Origin of the sequence: Spirillospora sp. NPDC048824 (genome assembly GCF_043198455.1) — a bacterium.
Taxonomy (GTDB): Bacteria; Actinomycetota; Actinomycetes; order Streptosporangiales; family Streptosporangiaceae; genus Spirillospora.
In genome coordinates this window covers 68,537-83,319 of the sequence record NZ_JBICUS010000018.1, presented here as the reverse complement: position 1 = coordinate 83,319, position 14,783 = coordinate 68,537, and the positions used below count along the sequence as shown (strand labels likewise).

The 14,783-nt window shown below is 71.8% G+C and carries 14 protein-coding genes; 4 read left to right on the top strand and 10 right to left on the bottom strand.

Going from position 1 to position 14,783, the window contains the following annotated elements; genetic code table 11:
- Positions 1 to 5: 5 nt before the first annotated feature.
- A complete protein-coding gene (locus ACGFIS_RS30065; protein WP_392906159.1) occupies positions 6 to 1,421 on the top strand; it encodes an amidase in 1,416 nt (471 codons plus the stop codon).
- Between the two features lie 35 nt (positions 1,422 to 1,456).
- On the opposite strand, the gene ACGFIS_RS30060 is transcribed toward ACGFIS_RS30065, so the two are convergent.
- The gene (locus ACGFIS_RS30060; protein WP_392906160.1) at positions 1,457 to 2,821 is read right to left on the bottom strand and encodes an ATP-binding protein; all 1,365 of its coding nucleotides are present in this window, start codon (positions 2,819 to 2,821) and stop codon (positions 1,457 to 1,459) included.
- A 404-nt stretch (positions 2,822 to 3,225) separates the two neighbouring features.
- On the opposite strand from ACGFIS_RS30060, the gene ACGFIS_RS30055 reads away from it, so the two are divergent.
- Entirely contained in the window at positions 3,226 to 4,473 is a 1,248-nt protein-coding gene (locus ACGFIS_RS30055; protein WP_392906162.1) for a serine/threonine-protein kinase, read from the top strand.
- A gap of 31 nt (positions 4,474 to 4,504) precedes the next feature.
- Here ACGFIS_RS30055 and ACGFIS_RS30050 read toward each other — a convergent pair whose 3' ends face one another.
- The gene (locus tag ACGFIS_RS30050) at positions 4,505 to 5,623 is read right to left on the bottom strand and encodes a PP2C family protein-serine/threonine phosphatase (protein ID WP_392906163.1); all 1,119 of its coding nucleotides are present in this window, start codon (positions 5,621 to 5,623) and stop codon (positions 4,505 to 4,507) included.
- 137 nt (positions 5,624 to 5,760) lie between these two features.
- Between ACGFIS_RS30050 and ACGFIS_RS30045 the strand changes: the two genes are divergently transcribed.
- Entirely contained in the window at positions 5,761 to 5,985 is a 225-nt protein-coding gene (locus ACGFIS_RS30045; protein ID WP_392973318.1) for a hypothetical protein, read from the top strand.
- 32 nt (positions 5,986 to 6,017) lie between these two features.
- Here ACGFIS_RS30045 and ACGFIS_RS30040 read toward each other — a convergent pair whose 3' ends face one another.
- From ACGFIS_RS30040 to ACGFIS_RS30005, 8 genes are all read right to left on the bottom strand, one after another.
- Positions 6,018 to 6,494 carry a ribose-5-phosphate isomerase gene (locus ACGFIS_RS30040; protein WP_392906165.1) on the bottom strand — a complete coding sequence of 159 codons (477 nt, stop codon included), beginning with the start codon at positions 6,492 to 6,494 and terminating at the stop codon, positions 6,018 to 6,020.
- A 50-nt stretch (positions 6,495 to 6,544) separates the two neighbouring features.
- A complete protein-coding gene (locus ACGFIS_RS30035) occupies positions 6,545 to 7,600 on the bottom strand; it encodes a hypothetical protein (protein WP_392906166.1) in 1,056 nt (351 codons plus the stop codon).
- Positions 7,601 to 7,646: 46 nt separating this feature from the next.
- Entirely contained in the window at positions 7,647 to 8,618 is a 972-nt protein-coding gene (locus ACGFIS_RS30030) for an ATP-binding protein (RefSeq protein WP_392906168.1), read from the bottom strand.
- A gap of 135 nt (positions 8,619 to 8,753) precedes the next feature.
- Positions 8,754 to 9,506 (bottom strand): energy-coupling factor ABC transporter ATP-binding protein, encoded by a 753-nt coding sequence (locus ACGFIS_RS30025; RefSeq protein ID WP_392906170.1) that lies wholly within the window; start codon positions 9,504 to 9,506, stop codon positions 8,754 to 8,756.
- Positions 9,503 to 10,267 (bottom strand): cobalt ECF transporter T component CbiQ, encoded by a 765-nt coding sequence (cbiQ, locus tag ACGFIS_RS30020; protein WP_392906171.1) that lies wholly within the window; start codon positions 10,265 to 10,267, stop codon positions 9,503 to 9,505. Before cbiQ ends, ACGFIS_RS30025 begins: the two co-directional genes overlap by 4 nt.
- Positions 10,267 to 10,638 (bottom strand): PDGLE domain-containing protein, encoded by a 372-nt coding sequence (locus ACGFIS_RS30015; protein ID WP_392906172.1) that lies wholly within the window; start codon positions 10,636 to 10,638, stop codon positions 10,267 to 10,269. The genes cbiQ and ACGFIS_RS30015 overlap by 1 nt, the downstream gene beginning before the upstream one ends.
- An 11-nt stretch (positions 10,639 to 10,649) precedes the next feature.
- A complete protein-coding gene (locus ACGFIS_RS30010) occupies positions 10,650 to 11,345 on the bottom strand; it encodes an energy-coupling factor ABC transporter permease (RefSeq protein ID WP_392906173.1) in 696 nt (231 codons plus the stop codon).
- 115 nt (positions 11,346 to 11,460) lie between these two features.
- Positions 11,461 to 12,012 (bottom strand): disulfide bond formation protein DsbA, encoded by a 552-nt coding sequence (locus tag ACGFIS_RS30005; RefSeq protein ID WP_392906515.1) that lies wholly within the window; start codon positions 12,010 to 12,012, stop codon positions 11,461 to 11,463.
- A 232-nt stretch (positions 12,013 to 12,244) separates the two neighbouring features.
- Here ACGFIS_RS30005 and pepN point away from each other — a divergent pair, with 232 nt between their 5' ends.
- A complete protein-coding gene (gene pepN / locus ACGFIS_RS30000) occupies positions 12,245 to 14,779 on the top strand; it encodes an aminopeptidase N (protein WP_392973316.1) in 2,535 nt (844 codons plus the stop codon).
- The last annotated feature ends 4 nt before the right edge of the window (positions 14,780 to 14,783 follow it).

Genomic DNA, 14,783 nt, shown 5'->3' with positions numbered 1-14,783 from the left:
CCACGTTGTCCGACGAGATCCACTTCATGTCCGCCCGTGATCTCGCCCGGCGTATCCGCGACCGCGAGTTGTCGGCGCGCGAGGTCGTCCGGGCGCATCTCGACCAGATCGAACGGACGAACCCGCAGGTCAACGCCGTGGTCACGCTGGTCGCGGAGGAGGCGATGCGGCAGGCGCACGACGCCGACGAACGACTGGCGGCCGGGGCCCGGCCCGGACCGCTGCACGGCCTGCCCGTCGCGCACAAGGACACCCACGCCACGCGGGGCATCCGCACCACGTCCGGGTCGCCGATCTTCGCCGATCATGTTCCGGACACCGACGAGCTGGTCATCGAGCGGATGCGGGCCGCCGGGGTGATCACGCTCGGCAAGACGAACGTGCCGGAGTTCGCCGCCGGGTCGCACACGTTCAACCCGGTGTTCGGCCTCACCCGCAACCCCTACGACCCGTCCCGGTCGGCGGGCGGCAGCAGCGGCGGGGCGGCGGCCGCGCTGGCGTGCGGGATGCACCCGCTGGCGGACGGCAGCGACATGGGCGGGTCGCTGCGCAACCCCGCGTCGTTCTGCAACGTCGTCGGGTTCCGCCCGTCCCCGGGGCGGGTGCCGTCATGGCCGGTGCCGGCGGGCTGGTCGACGCTGGGCGTGCAGGGCCCGATGGCCCGCGAGGTCGCGGACGTGGCGCTGCTGCTGTCGGTGCTCGCCGGGCCCGACCCGCGCAGCCCGATCGCGCTGGAGACGCCCGGTTCGGCGTTCGCCGGGCCGCTCGGCCGGGACGTCGCCGGGCTGCGCGTCGCCTGGTCCCCCGACCTCGGCGGAGCGGTGCCCGTCGACCCGGCCGTCACCGGCGTCCTCGAACCGGCCGTCAAGGTGTTCGAAGAGCTCGGCTGCGCGGTGGAGGAGGCGTGCCCCGACCTGTCCGGCGCGGACGAGGTCTTCCGGACGCTGCGCGCCTGGCACTGGGACATCGCGCTCCGCCCCCTCCTGGACGAGCGCCGCGCCGACGTCAAACCGTCCCTCGCGCAGAACATCGACGCCGGGCGCTCGCTGACCGGCGCCGACATCGGGCGGGCGGAGGTGCTGCACACGGCTCTGTTCCACCGGGTCCGGAAATTCTTCGGGCGGTTCGACGTGCTGCTCCTGCCGGTCAGCCAGGTGCCGCCGTTCGACGCCGGGATCGAGTACCCGGACGAGGTCGCCGGGGAGCCGATGCCCGACTACCTGGAGTGGATGCGGTCGTGCTTCCTCGTCTCGGCGACCGGCTGCCCCGCGCTGTCGGTGCCCGCCGGGTTCACCGGGGACGGGCTGCCGGTGGGGCTGCAGATCGTCGGCCCGCATCACGCGGACCTCGCCGTCCTCCAGGCCGGGCACGCGTTCGAGCAGGCGACCCGGCACGCGGCCCGCCGTCCGCCCGCGACGTGACCGCGGCTCGTCCGGTGACCCACGCCCCCCCGTGACTACGGCACCGGCCGGGGGATGCGCAGGACGAGGCGCCCGCCCTTGTCGCTGTCCGCGGCGATGAGCGTCCCGCCGTGCGCGCGGGCGATGTCGCGGGAGATCGTCAGCCCGAGGCCGGTGCCGCCGGGGTCGCTCGCGCGGCCCTCGGCGAGCCGGTGGAAACGCCGGAAGATGCGCTCGCGGTCCTCGGGCGCGATCCCGGCACCGTCGTCACGGACCTCCATGACGGCGTCCGGCCCGGCCGTGGTCACGGTCACCCGGATCCGTGACTCCGCGTGCCGCTCGGCGTTGTCGAGCAGGTTCGTCAGCAGCCTGGCCATGTGGTGGGGCGTGACCCGCACCATGATCCCCTCGTCCACGGCGATCTCGACGGGGACGCGCCGTGCACGCCGTGCCGTCTCCGCGCGGACCATTTCGCCGAGGTCGATCAGTTGCCGCGCGACCTGTACGCCCGCGCCTAGCTTGGCCAGGATCAGCAGGTCGCTCACGATGCCCTGGAGCCGGTCGGCGTCGGCGAGCGCCGCCCGCGCCACCGCCGGCCAGTCCTCGTCCTCGGGATGTTCCAGCGCCACCTCCAGCTCGGCCCGCAGTCCGGTGAGCGGGCTGCGCAGCTCGTGTGAGACGTCCGCGACGAAGGCGCGCTGGCGGGTGAAGAACTCCTCCAGCCTGCCCAGCGTCACGTTCACCGATTCGGCCAGCTCGGACACCTCGTCGACCGGATCGGGGACGGTCACGCGGCGGTCCAGGGCGCGCCCGGTGATGTCGGCGAGTTCGGCGCTCATCGTCCGCACCGGCCGCAGCGCCCGCCGCACCGACAGCGACACGATCCAGCCGGCCGCGGCGGTGCCGAGGACCACCACCGCTACGAGCATGCCGATGAACAGGCCCTGGTAGCGGATGAACACGGTGATCGGTGCGCCGGCGTGCACGATCCGCCGGCCGTCCGGAGTCTGAATCCGTTCGGTGACCAGGTAGACCGGGCCCTTTCCCTGGATGTCGATGGTCCGGTAGACGGGTTCGTCCACCACGCGCGGCGCCGGCACCTCCAGCGGGCCGTGCCCGCGCAGCGACTCACTGGACGCGAGGATGCCGCCCTTCTCGGTCACCACCTGGAGAACGTTGAAGTCGGTGTTCTGGACGGGAACCGTGCCCCGCGGATCGCTTGTGCGGACGAGCGTGGCGAGTTCCGCGACGGCGGCGCCGGCCCTGTCATGCAGTCCCTGGTACACCGTGGCACGGACGGTCTGGTAGAAGAGGACGACGCCGATCACGAGCAGCAGGGCGACGACCAGGGTCGCCGCGGCGGTCACGCGGGTCCGCACCGACCAGCACGACGGCGACATCAGGTCCCCGATGTTCCGCACCCCGGCGCCCTCCCCCCTTTCCGCTCGCCTGCGGCGGCCGGCGCCGCGTCGTGTCCCAGCGCCTGGGGGTGAACGCAGAACTGGTTGTTACCAGACCATTGCCCTGCGAAACATCACTACATACCGGACAGATGCCCGCGCGGCCACACCTCCCACCCCTGAGGGCGCCGGCCACGCGGGCATCTTCTCCGGTGCCGCCAGCCGCCCACCACCCGCGCGCCGAGGAGGTTCCATCGGGGGCCGGGCCTGCTGCCGAACCACCTCCACCCTGCACTTCTCCGGTGCACGGGGCGCTACATCGACGTGACGATCACGTTTCCGCACTTCCTGGAAGAACGCGCCATAATCCGCCGCCGATCGGGGATAGGCGGACAGGAGAGAAGCGAGGGAGCCGCGAACACCCCATGGACGGAGACATCAGGCCGCTGGAACCCGCCGACCCCCGCGAGGTCGGCGGGCACACACTGCTGGGCCGCCTCGGCTCGGGCGGCATGGGGATGGTCTATCTCGGCACCGACCCCGACTCCGGCGGCCGGGTCGCGGTGAAGACCATCCATCCGCACCTGGCGGGCGACCCGTCCTACCGGCGGCGTTTCAAGGACGAGGCGTACCTCGCGAGCCGCGTCGCCTCGTTCTGCACCGCGCGGGTCCTCGCGCACGGCGAGGAGGACGGCCGTCCCTACCTCGTCACCGAGTACGTGGGCGGCATCTCGCTGCACAACCGGCTCGTCGGCGACGGGCCGCTGCCGGCCGCCGACCTGCACGGCGTCGCCGTCGGCGTCGCGTCGGCGCTCGCGGCGATCCACGCGGCCGGGCTCGTGCACCGCGACGTCAAACCCGCCAACGTGATGCTCACCCTGTCCGGGTGCCGCGTCATCGACTTCGGCATCGCGCGCAGCCAGGACTCCTGCGGCGCGACCGCCGCCACCGGCCAGGTCCTCGGCACCCCCGGGTGGATGGCGCCGGAGGTGCTCATCGGCGGTCCCGCGACGCCCGCGGCCGACGTCTTCGCCTGGGGCTGCCTCATCGCCCACGCGGGGACGGGACGGATGCCGATCGGCGGCGATCCCGCGACGCTCCGCACCGCCACCGAGGATCCCGACCTGTCGGGACTGCCGGAATCGCTGGTCGCGGCCGTCCGGTCCGCACTGGCCAAGAACCCGGCCGAACGTCCGACCGCGTCCGACCTGCTGCTCACGCTCGTCGAGCAGCAGGAGCCGCATGCCGGTGAGCGGCTCGGCCCGCGCACGGCCGCGGCGCCCTCGGCGGCGGGCGCGCCGGCTCCCGCCGCGCCTCGTCCGGCCCGGCGGTACGTCCAGGAGGAGACCGACACCAAAGCGTTCACGCCGATCGGTGTGGCGGGTGCCAGGTCGTCCACGCGGACCCGGCTGCTGGCGGGCGCCGGCGCCGCCGCGGGCACCATACTGGTCGGCGCCATCATCGTCGGGCTGACACAGGGCAAGAGCGACCCGCAGCCATCGCCGACGACACCGGCCCCGTCGACACCGACGGTCTCCCCCACCACGACGAAGCGTGCGGGCTTCATCAAACCGGCACCGCCCAGACAGCCGGTGAAGTCGCACAAACCGAAGCACAAACCGAAGCACAAGGCGAAACACGAAAAGCAGAGAGGCCGGCACAGGCGCCCCTAGCGATCCTGCGCCGGGGTGTCCGCCCGGACGGTCAGGTGCGCCAGATCAGGACGAGGGCGCAGTCGTCGTCGCGGGCCGCCGCCATCGTCTCCACCAGTTCTTTCGCGCCGCTGCCGAACCCCTGCGGGACGAGCCGCTCCGCCTCGCCGAGGAGCCGGTCAATGCCGGTGTCGAGGTCACTGCCCGGCGACTCCACCAGCCCGTCGGTGTACAGCAGCAGCGCGTCGCCCGGCCGCAGCAGCCCGTGTTCGGGGATGCAGCGCAGATCGGGCACGACCCCCAGCACCACGCCCTTGGCGGGGCTGACCTGCCAGGCGCCGCTTCCCGCGTCGAACTGCACGGCCGGCGGGTGCCCCGCCGACTCGACCGTGTACTCCCCCGACTTCAGATCGACGACGACGTGCACGGCCGTGACGAATCCCTCGTCCCACCGCTGGCGATGCAGGTAATCGTTGCACGCGGGCAGGAAACGCTCTGGCTGGATCGATCCAAGAAGCCCGCCGAACGCGCCCGACAGCATCAGTGCGCGGGTTCCGGCGTCGGTGCCCTTCCCCGAGACGTCGACCAGCGCGACCTCCAGTGTGTCGCCGTCGCACGCCGACACCACGAAGTCGCCGCCGAACGACGACCCGCCGGCCTGCAGCAGCACGACCTGGGAGTCCCAGCCGTCCGGCAGCTCGGGCATCTCCCCCTGGCGTTTCAGCCGGTCGCGCAGCTCCAGCAGCATCGAGTCGCCGCGCAGGCCCTGCACGCCGAGCTGCTGGCGCGTCCGCGCGAGGGTGAGCGCGAGCACCGCGGTGATCGTCAGCGTGGCGATCATCCCGATGCCGATCGCGGGGACGTCGGCCCAGGCGTTGTAGGCCACCATCGCGACCACGACGCCGAGCAGCGCGACCAGGCTCCGCACCCTCAGCAGCAGCCCGCCGCCGAGCACGATCAGCACCAGCACCCCGGAGGGGGCCAGGCCGCGCGTGTCCTTCGCCGTCGCGATTCCGATCCCGATCGCCAGGACCGCCAGGGCCGCGAACACGTACCGCTCCCTGGTCAGCTTCCCCCGGCGCAGCCACCGGTACAGCACCACGAGCACCGGGATACGGCGCAGCACGGCGCGCACTCTCGGCGGAAGGAGGTGCACCAGTCGTTGAAGCATGACTCCGGCACTGTATCGAGCAATCACCCCGACAGGTCGGTATCCGGCCCACCGGTGACTATTTGCAACGCTCCAGCTACCGTTTCTCCGGGTAGATGGTGCGGAACGGGCAGGTGGACCAGGAGAGGCGGCGGCACGTGGGACAGCAGGGAATGCGCATCACGGTGGACGCGGCGATGCGGGCACGGGACGTCTCACGTCCGCGGACCGAAGGCGAGGAGGCGCCGGCCGCCGGCGCGGGAACGGGCCCCGGCTCCGGTAGGCCCGCCGAGCCCGCCAAGCGGACGAAGGCCGCCAAGAACGAGCGGCGCCGCCTCGGCAAACGCGGCGGTGCCCGCAAACCCCCGGCGAACGGCCTCTGACCGGCCCGCCACCGGGCCGATTCGCCGCCGGGTCAGTTCCCGCCCGGCAGCGGCGGGAGCTCACCCGTCCGCTCGTAGTCGCCGAGCATCTCGATCCGGCGGGTGTGGCGCGGCTCCTTGGAGTACGCCGTCTCGATGAACAGCTCCACGAACCGGGTCGCGGACGCCAGGTCGTGCTGCCGTGCGCCAAGGCTGATGACGTTCGCGTCGTTGTGCTCGCGGGCGAGGGCGGCGGTGTCCTCGCTCCAGACGAGCGCGGCGCGCACGCCCTTGACCTTGTTGGCCGCGATCACCTCGCCGTTGCCGGATCCGCCGATCACGACGCCCAGCGTCCCCGGCTCCGCGGCCGTCCGCTCGGCGGCCCTCAGGACGAACGGCGGGTAGTCGTCGACGGCGTCGTACTCGAACGCGCCGCAGTCGACGGCCTCATGACCGTTCGCATCCAGCCAGGAGACCAGGTGCTCCTTCAGTTCGAAGCCGGCATGGTCGGATCCAAGAAACACGCGCATGAAGCCGATTCTCGCAGGCACCGGGGGGCCGTGCGCGCGGGGGTGGCCGGTCAGTCGTCGTCGCGCCTGCGGTCGACGATCGTCCGGTCCGCCAGGTTCAGGTCGTCGTCCTCGGTGGCGTCCTCGGGCACCTGCGTCTCGGGCGCGTCCGGTTCCTCGGCGTCGTCCGCGGGGCGCTCGGGCTCAGGTTCGGCCGGCTCAGGCTCAGGCTCGGCCGGCTCCGGCTCCGGCTCGACGGGCGGCTGCGGCGGGACGGGCGGCGCGCCGAACTGCTGCGGGGCGGGCGCCCCGGGCTGCTGCGGAGCGGGTGCGGCGCCCCACGGGGGCTGCTGCTGCGGCTGGCCCTGCGGCGGGATATAGGGAACCGCTGACGGGTGCGGTTGCATCGGCTGCTGCGGTACTCCCTGTTGCGGTGCTCCTTGCTGCGGCACTCCCTGCTGGGGCATCCCCTGCGGAGGCATCTGCTGTTGCGGCATTGGCTGTTGCGGCATCTGCGCGCCCGGCTGCTGTGCGGCGTAGGCCTGCGGGGCGTACGGCTGATGCGCACCATAGGGCTGCTGTGCGCCGTAGGGCTGCTGCTGAGCCCGGTCGCGCGGACGGGTGAGCAGGAAGCCGCCGAGCGCGCCGAGGCCCGCGATCCAGCCGAACATGAAGCCGAAGCTCGCGCCGTTGCCGATCATGCTCCAGATGGTGCGGCTCAGCATGGGGCCGGGAACGTCGATCGTCCAGCCCACCAGGGCGCCGCCGATGAGGCCCGCCACCCCGCCCGCGACGGTGGTGGCCCACCAGCCGGTGATGACCGCGCCGAGCACACCCTGGCGCGGTTCGATCGTCCTGGCCCCGGCGAAGACCATCAGCGCGAGCAGGGCGAGGAACAGCAGGAAGGAGAAGTCGACGGCGAGCAGGTAGCTCCAGTCGCCCACCCCCGGCGTAAGCCGCCACTGGGGGAACTGGAACGCACCCACCAGCGGCCCAATGCCCGTGTGGAAATCGAAGTCGCTCTTCCGAGTCGCGTCGACGATCCATTGGTTGTTGAACAGCAACGCGAGAAGGGCGATGGGCGCTATCGCGCCCCCCGCCATGACCACCATCCGCCGCATCGTCATGGCGCGCAAGGGTAGTGGCGATCGGTGCCCGCCGGTAGGCCCCGCGCTACACCCGGTAGGCGGCCGGGAAGCGGAATCCGGGGTCGACCTGTTCCTCCAGGTTCTCTCCCGCCGCCCTGCTCGCCCAGCTCCGTGCGTTCTTGACGTGGAACTCGACGGCGAGCCGCTGGAACTCGTCCCAGTCCTTGACGCGCGCGTCCACTTCGGCGCGCATCCGGTCGAGGGCGGCGACGTTGCCGTCCTCCAGGACGACGCCGTCCCGGCCCTGCTCCAGCGCCCGGACGGCGGCGGACTGCCCGATCCAGGTCAGCAGGTCGCCGCCGACGTGCTCGCGCAGGTAGGCGACGTCGGCGTCGGACTGCACCTTGTTGCCGACGACGCGGATGGCGACGTCGTAGTCGCGGGCGTACTCGGTGTACTGCCGGTACACGCCGACGCCCTTGCGGGTGGGTTCGGCGACCAGGAACATCAGGTCGAAGCGCGTGAACAGTCCGGACGCGAAGGTGTCCGCGCCGGCGGTCATGTCGACGACGACGTACTCGCCCGGCGCGTCCACCAGATGGTTGAGGTAGAGCTCGACCGCGCCGGTCTTGGAGTGGTAGCAGGCCACGCCGAGGTCGTCGTCGTTGAACGGGCCGGTGGCGAGGAGCGTGATACCGGCCCCACCCGTTTCGCCGCCCGCCCCCACCTCCTGCCCGGCGTTGTGGACGGGGTCGTCGCCGCGGAACCGCAGCAGCCGCGAACCCGTCCCGGCCGGGGTGGTCTTGACCATCGCGGACGCGGAGGAGATGCGGGGGTTGTCGCCGCGCAGATGCTCCTTGATCTCGGGGATCCGGTCGCCCAGTGCGGGGATCTTCGCCGCGCGGTCCTCGTCCAGGCCGAGCGCGACCCCGAGGTGCTGGTTGATGTCGGCGTCGATGGCCACCACCGGCAGCCCGCGCGCGGCCAGGTGCCGGACGAACAGCGACGAGAGGGTGGTCTTGCCGCTGCCGCCCTTGCCGACGAACGCAACCTTCACGATTACCCCATTTCGGATATGAAAACCGTTACCAGTGTCGGGCAATCGAGTCTGGTGGAGGGGACGGGCGGGAGGCAAGCTGAACGGCCGAAGACCACCGAATCGGCCGGACCGGCGGACGGCCCGGCGGACGGCTCAGCGGACGGCGGCCGCCGGGTCGAACCCGAAGGGCAGTTCCAGGCGGTGCGCGGCCAGCAGATCGGCGTCCATGAGCAGGTCCCGGGTGGGGCGGTCGGCCGTGATGACTCCGCCGGACAGGATCACCGACCGCGGGCACAACTCGGCCGCGTACGGGAGGTCGTGGGTCACCATCAGGACCGTCACGTCCAGGCTCAGCAGGATCTCCGCCAGTTCGCGGCGGCTCGCCGGGTCCAGGTTCGACGACGGCTCGTCCAGCACGAGGATCTCCGGCTCCATCGCCAGGACCGTCGCGACGGCGACGCGGCGGCGCTGCCCGAAACTGAGGTGCTGCGGCGGCCGGTCGGCGACGTCCAGCATGCCGACGCGGGCCAGCGCGTCCCGCACCCTGCGGTCCAGTTCGGCGCCGCGCATCCCGAGGTTGGCCGGGCCGAACGCGACGTCCTCGCGGACGGTCGGCATGAACAACTGGTCGTCGGGGTCCTGGAAGACGATGCCGACACGGCGGCGGATCTCCCTCAGCGTCTTCTTGTCGCCCGGTTCGACCGCGAGCCCGCCGACCCCGACCTCGCCGAGGCCGCCGTGCAGGATGCCGTTCAGGTGCAGCACGAGCGTCGTCTTCCCGGCGCCGTTCGGCCCGAGCAGCGCGACCCTCTCACCACGCGCGATCGTGAGGTCGACGCCGTAGAGGGCCTGCGTGCCGTCGGGGTAGGCGTAGGCGAGGCCCTTCACTTCCAGCGATGGCGTCATGACGCGATCCAAGCAGCCAGCGCGACCAGGGCCGCGGCCGAGGGCAGCGCGGCGGCGGCCGTCCACTGCGCGGCCGTCGCGCCCACGTCGTGCACGACGGGCATGCGGCCGTCGTAGCCGCGGCTCATCATCGCCAGATGGACGCGTTCGCCCCTCTCGTAGGAGCGCAGGAACAGCGCGCCGACCGATTTGGCGAGCACGCCCGTGGCGCGGACGCCGCGCGCCTCGAAGCCCCGGGAGGCCCGCGCCACCTTCATCCGTCCCAGCTCGGCCGTGACGACGTCGACGTACCGGAGCATGAACGTGGCGATCTGCGTGAGGAGCGACGGCATCCGCAGCCGCTCGATGCCGAGGAGCAGCAGCCGCGGCTCCGTCGTCGCGGCGAGCAGGATGGACGCGACCACGCCGAGGGTTCCCTTGGCGAGGATGTTCCAGGCGTCCCACATCCCGCCCTCGCTCACCCGCAGGCCCAGCAGGGCGATCCTCTCGCCCTCGGCGACGAACGGCAGGAGGATCGCGAACGCGACGAACGGGACCTCGATCACGGTCCGCCGCGCGACCGTCCGGAACGGGACGCGGGCGATGAGCGCGACGGCCGCGAGGAGCAGCGCGTACGCGCCGAACGCCCACATCCGTTCCCGGGGCGTGGCGACGACCAGCAGCACGAACGCCAGCACGGCGACGATCTTGGTCTGCGGCGGCAGCCGGTGCACCGGCGACGCGCCCGGCACGTACAGCCGGTGCGCGTGTCCGGCGCCCACTACCCCTGCCCGGACGTTCCGGCCGGCGCCTTCTCGTCCGGCCCCTCCCGGTCCGGTGCCTTCCGGCCGGGCGCCGGGCCGGGGCCGCGCCGCCGGACGGCCCAGAACAGCCCGCCGCCGACGAGAAGGACGGCCCCGACGCCGATCACGCCGGACAGCCCGGCCGAGACCCACTCGTTGCCGACGCCCTTCACCCCGTAGTCGCCGAGCGGGGAGTCCTTGAGCGCGTGGTCCTTCTCCTCGGCGCTGATGCCCTCCTGTTCGGCGACCTTCTCCAGCCCGTCCGGGCTGCCGCTGGCGTAGTAGCTGACGAGCCCCGCGAGGACGAGGGAGACCAGCAGGAACCCGACGAAGAAACGCTTGGCGGCCATCTGCCTCCTCCTCAGGCCTGGGACGGGGTGGGCTGGGCGGTGCGCAGCTCGACCGGCTTCATCAGGCCGCGCGCCCCGTACACGAGGTCGGGCCGGACGGCGAGCACGCTCGACACGGTCACGGCGGTGATCAGCGCCTCGCCGATGCCGATCAGCACGTGCACGCCGAGCATCGCGGCGGCGACCTTGCCGATCGACACGTCCGCCGTCCCGCCGACCGCGTAGATCAGCGTGAACGCGAAGGCGGACGCGGGCACCGACACGAGCGCCGCCGCGAACGACGCCCCGCCCGCCGACGCCCGCGTCTTGGGCAGCACGCGCAAGAGCAGCCGGAAGACGGCGTAGCCCACCACGACGGTGACCAGCGCCATCAGGATGATGTTGACGCCGAGCGCGCTGAGGCCTCCGTCCGCGAACAGCAGCGCCTGCAGGAACAAGACGACCGAGACGGCCAGCACTCCGGTGTAGGGCCCGACGAGTACGGCCGCGAGCGCCCCGCCCAGCAGGTGGCCGCTCGTCCCGGCGGCGACCGGGAAGTTGAGCATCTGCGCGGCGAACACGAACGCCGCCGTCAGTCCCGCGAGGGGTGCGGTCCGGTCGTCGAGCTCGCGCCGCGCGCCGCGCAGCGCGATCCCGACGCCCGCCACCGCGACCGCACCCGCCGCGATCGACACCGGCGCGTCGATGAAACCATCCGGTACGTGCACTCCGAACTCACCGTCCAACCTGTTCTAGCGATGGGACCAGTGTGACGGCACATCAGCAGTAGTTGCAACATGGTCGCAATAGCAAGCGATGTGTGGCTCGGGGGTGACGGACGGGTCAGTCGAAGATCGGGTCGCGGGTGCGGCTGCGCTTCAGCTCGAAGAAACCGTCCGTGGCCGCGACGGCCAGCACGCCGTCGAAGAGCTTGACGGCCGCCTCGCCCCGCGGGGCCGGCGACACCACCGGGCCGAAGAACGCGTTGCCCTCGACCTCGATCACCGGGGTGCCGACCTCCTGGCCGACGCGGTCGATGCCGTCCTTGTGCGAGGCCCGCAACGCCTCGTCGTAGTCGGTGGACTCGGCGGCGTCGGCGAGCGCCGGGTCGAGACCCGCCGCGGTCAGCGCCTCCTCGAAGAAGGGACGGCCGAACTCCTGCTTGCCGTGGTGGCGGCGCGTGCCCAACTCGGTATAGAGCCTTCCGAGCACCTCCGGCCCGTACTTCTGCTCGGCGGCGATGCACACGCGCACTGGGCCCCAGGCGTCCTTGAGGCCCTGCCGGTACTCCTCCGGTACGTCCTTGTCCTCATTGAGGACGGACAGGCTCATCACGTGCCAGCGCACCTCGATCGGGCGCAGCTTCTCCACTTCAAGAATCCATCGGGAGGTCATCCAGGCCCAAGGGCACAGGGGGTCGAACCAGAAGTCCACGGGGGTGAGATCGTCCTTGGCCAACGTCGTCTCCTACAGCGCGATACGGGATGCCTTAAGGCGACAACCGGGGCGCGCCCGTCCCGATTCCCGCCCGCGTGAAGGTTTCCAATGACCGTGGCGTACGGGCCGGATCGCCCTGTGATTGGTAGACATGAGGGCACCAAGCGATTGAGCCGACCAAGGAGTTCATGTGGCAGGCAACCTCACGCGCGACGAGGCGCGGGAACGGGCCCGGCTGCTCACCGTCGAGTCGTACGCGGTCGAGCTGGATCTGACGACGGGTGAGGAACGTTTCGCGTCCACCACGGTGACCCGGTTCGGCAGTGCCGAGACGGGCGCCTCCACCTTCGTCGACCTGCACGGCGCCGTCGTGCGGGAGGCGACGCTGAACGGGAAGGCCCTGGACCCCTCGTCCTATGACCCCGAGAAGGGACGGCTGCCGCTGCCGGACCTGGCCGCGGAGAACGAACTCCGTGTCGTGGCCGACTGCGCGTACTCGCGTTCGGGTGAGGGCCTGCACCGGTTCGTGGACCCCGTCGACGACAGCGTCTACCTGTACTCGCAGTTCGAGACCGCCGACGCGCACCGCATGTACACCTGCTTCGACCAGCCCGACCTGAAGGCGACCTTCGAGCTGACCGTGCACGCGCCGGAGGACTGGGAGGTCGTCACCAACGAGTCGGCCGACTCCGCGTCCGGCGGGGTGTGGCACTTCCCGCCGACACCGCAGATCTCCACCTACATCACCGCGCTCATCGCCGGGCCGTACCACGTCGTCCGGGACGAGTACCGCCGCGACGACGGCACCGTCATCCCCCTCGGCGTGTACTGCCGGGCGTCGCTGGCAGAGCACCTCGACGCCCCCGCGATCGTGGACGTCACCCGGCAGGGCTTCGGCTACTTCGAGAAGGTCTTCGGCCGCGAGTACCCGTTCGGCAAGTACGACCAGCTGTTCGTGCCCGAGTTCAACGCGGGCGCGATGGAGAACGCGGGCGCCGTCACGTTCCTGGAGGACTACGTCTTCCGGTCGCGGGTCACCGACGCCGCCTACGAGCGGCGCGCCGAGACGATCCTGCACGAGATGGCGCACATGTGGTTCGGCGACCTGGTCACCATGCGCTGGTGGGACGACCTGTGGCTGAACGAGTCGTTCGCCACGTACATGAGCGTCCTGTGCATGTCCGAGGCCACCAAGTGGAAGGGCGCGTGGACGACGTTCGCGAACCTGGAGAAGGCGTGGGCGTACCGGCAGGACCAGCTGCCGTCCACCCACCCGATCTCCGCCGACATCCCCGACATCCGCGCCGTCGAGGTCAACTTCGACGGGATCACCTACGCCAAGGGCGCGTCCGTCCTCAAGCAGCTCGTCGCCTACGTCGGTCTCGACAACTTCCTGGAGGGCGTGCGGCGCTACTTCGACCGGCACGCGTGGGGCAACACCGTCCTGACCGACCTGCTGGGCGCGCTGGAGGAGACGTCCGGGCGCGACCTGGCGTCGTGGTCGAAGGAGTGGCTGGAGACCGCGGGCGTCAACACGATGCGGCCCGAGTACGAGGTGGACGCCGGCGGCGACTTCGCGTCGTTCGCCGTCCTGCAGGAGGCCAAGGCCGACTACCCGACGCTGCGCTCGCATCGTCTCGCCATCGGGCTGTACGACAGGACCGCCGGCGGCCTCGTCCGGCGGGAGCGCGTCGAGCTGGACGTGGTCGGCGCCCGGACGGAGGTTCCGCAGCTCGTCGGAAAGAAGCGGCCCGACCTGGTCCTGGTCAACGACGACGACCTCGCCTTCGCCAAGATCCGGCTGGACGAGCACTCGCAGCGAACGCTGATCGAGAGCATCGGCGACATCAAGGAGAGCCTGCCGCGCGCGCTGTGCTGGTCGGCGGCGTGGGACATGACCCGCGACGCCGAGATGGCCACCCGCGACTATGTCCGTCTCGTCGCGAAGGGCATCCGCGGCGTCACCGACATCTCGGTCACGCAGACGCTGCTGCGGCAGGCCCGCCTCGCCGTCCAGCAGTACGCCGACCCGGCGTGGCGCACGGACGGCCAGGCGCTCTTGGCCGACACGCTGTCGGACCTGGCCCGCGAGGCCGAGCCGGGCTCCGACCTCCAGCTCGCCTACACGCAGGCGTTCGCCGCGTCCGCCGTCTCCGGCGACCACCTGGCGTTCGTCCAGGCCCTGCTGGACGGCTCCGAGGTCCTCGACGGCCTCACCGTCGACACCGACCTGCGCTGGTCCCTGCTCCGCCGCCTCGTCGTCACCGGCAAGGCGGGCGAGGCCGAGATCGACGCCGAGCACGAGCGGGACCGCACCGCCGCCGGCGAACGGCACGCGGCCGGCTGCAAGGCCGCGATCCCGTCCGCGGACGCCAAGTCCGCCGCGTGGGAGCGGGTCGTGTCGGGGGACCTCCCCAACGCCGTCTACCGGGCGACGCTCGGCGGGTTCGTGGAGCCCGACCAGGCCGACCTGCTGGTGCCCTACGTCGACCGGTACTTCGCCGAGGTCGGGCGCATCTGGAAGGAGTGGAGCAGCGACATGTCCCAGACGTTCGCGGAGGTCGCCTACCCCTTCCTGGTGATCGAGCAGTCGACGCTCGACCGCACCGAGGCGTACCTGTCCGACGAGAAGCCCCCGCCGGCGCTCGCCCGGCTCCTGTCGGAGGGACGCGACGGCGTCGCCCGCGCCCTGCGCGCCCGCGCGAAGGACGCCGCGGCCACCTGACCCC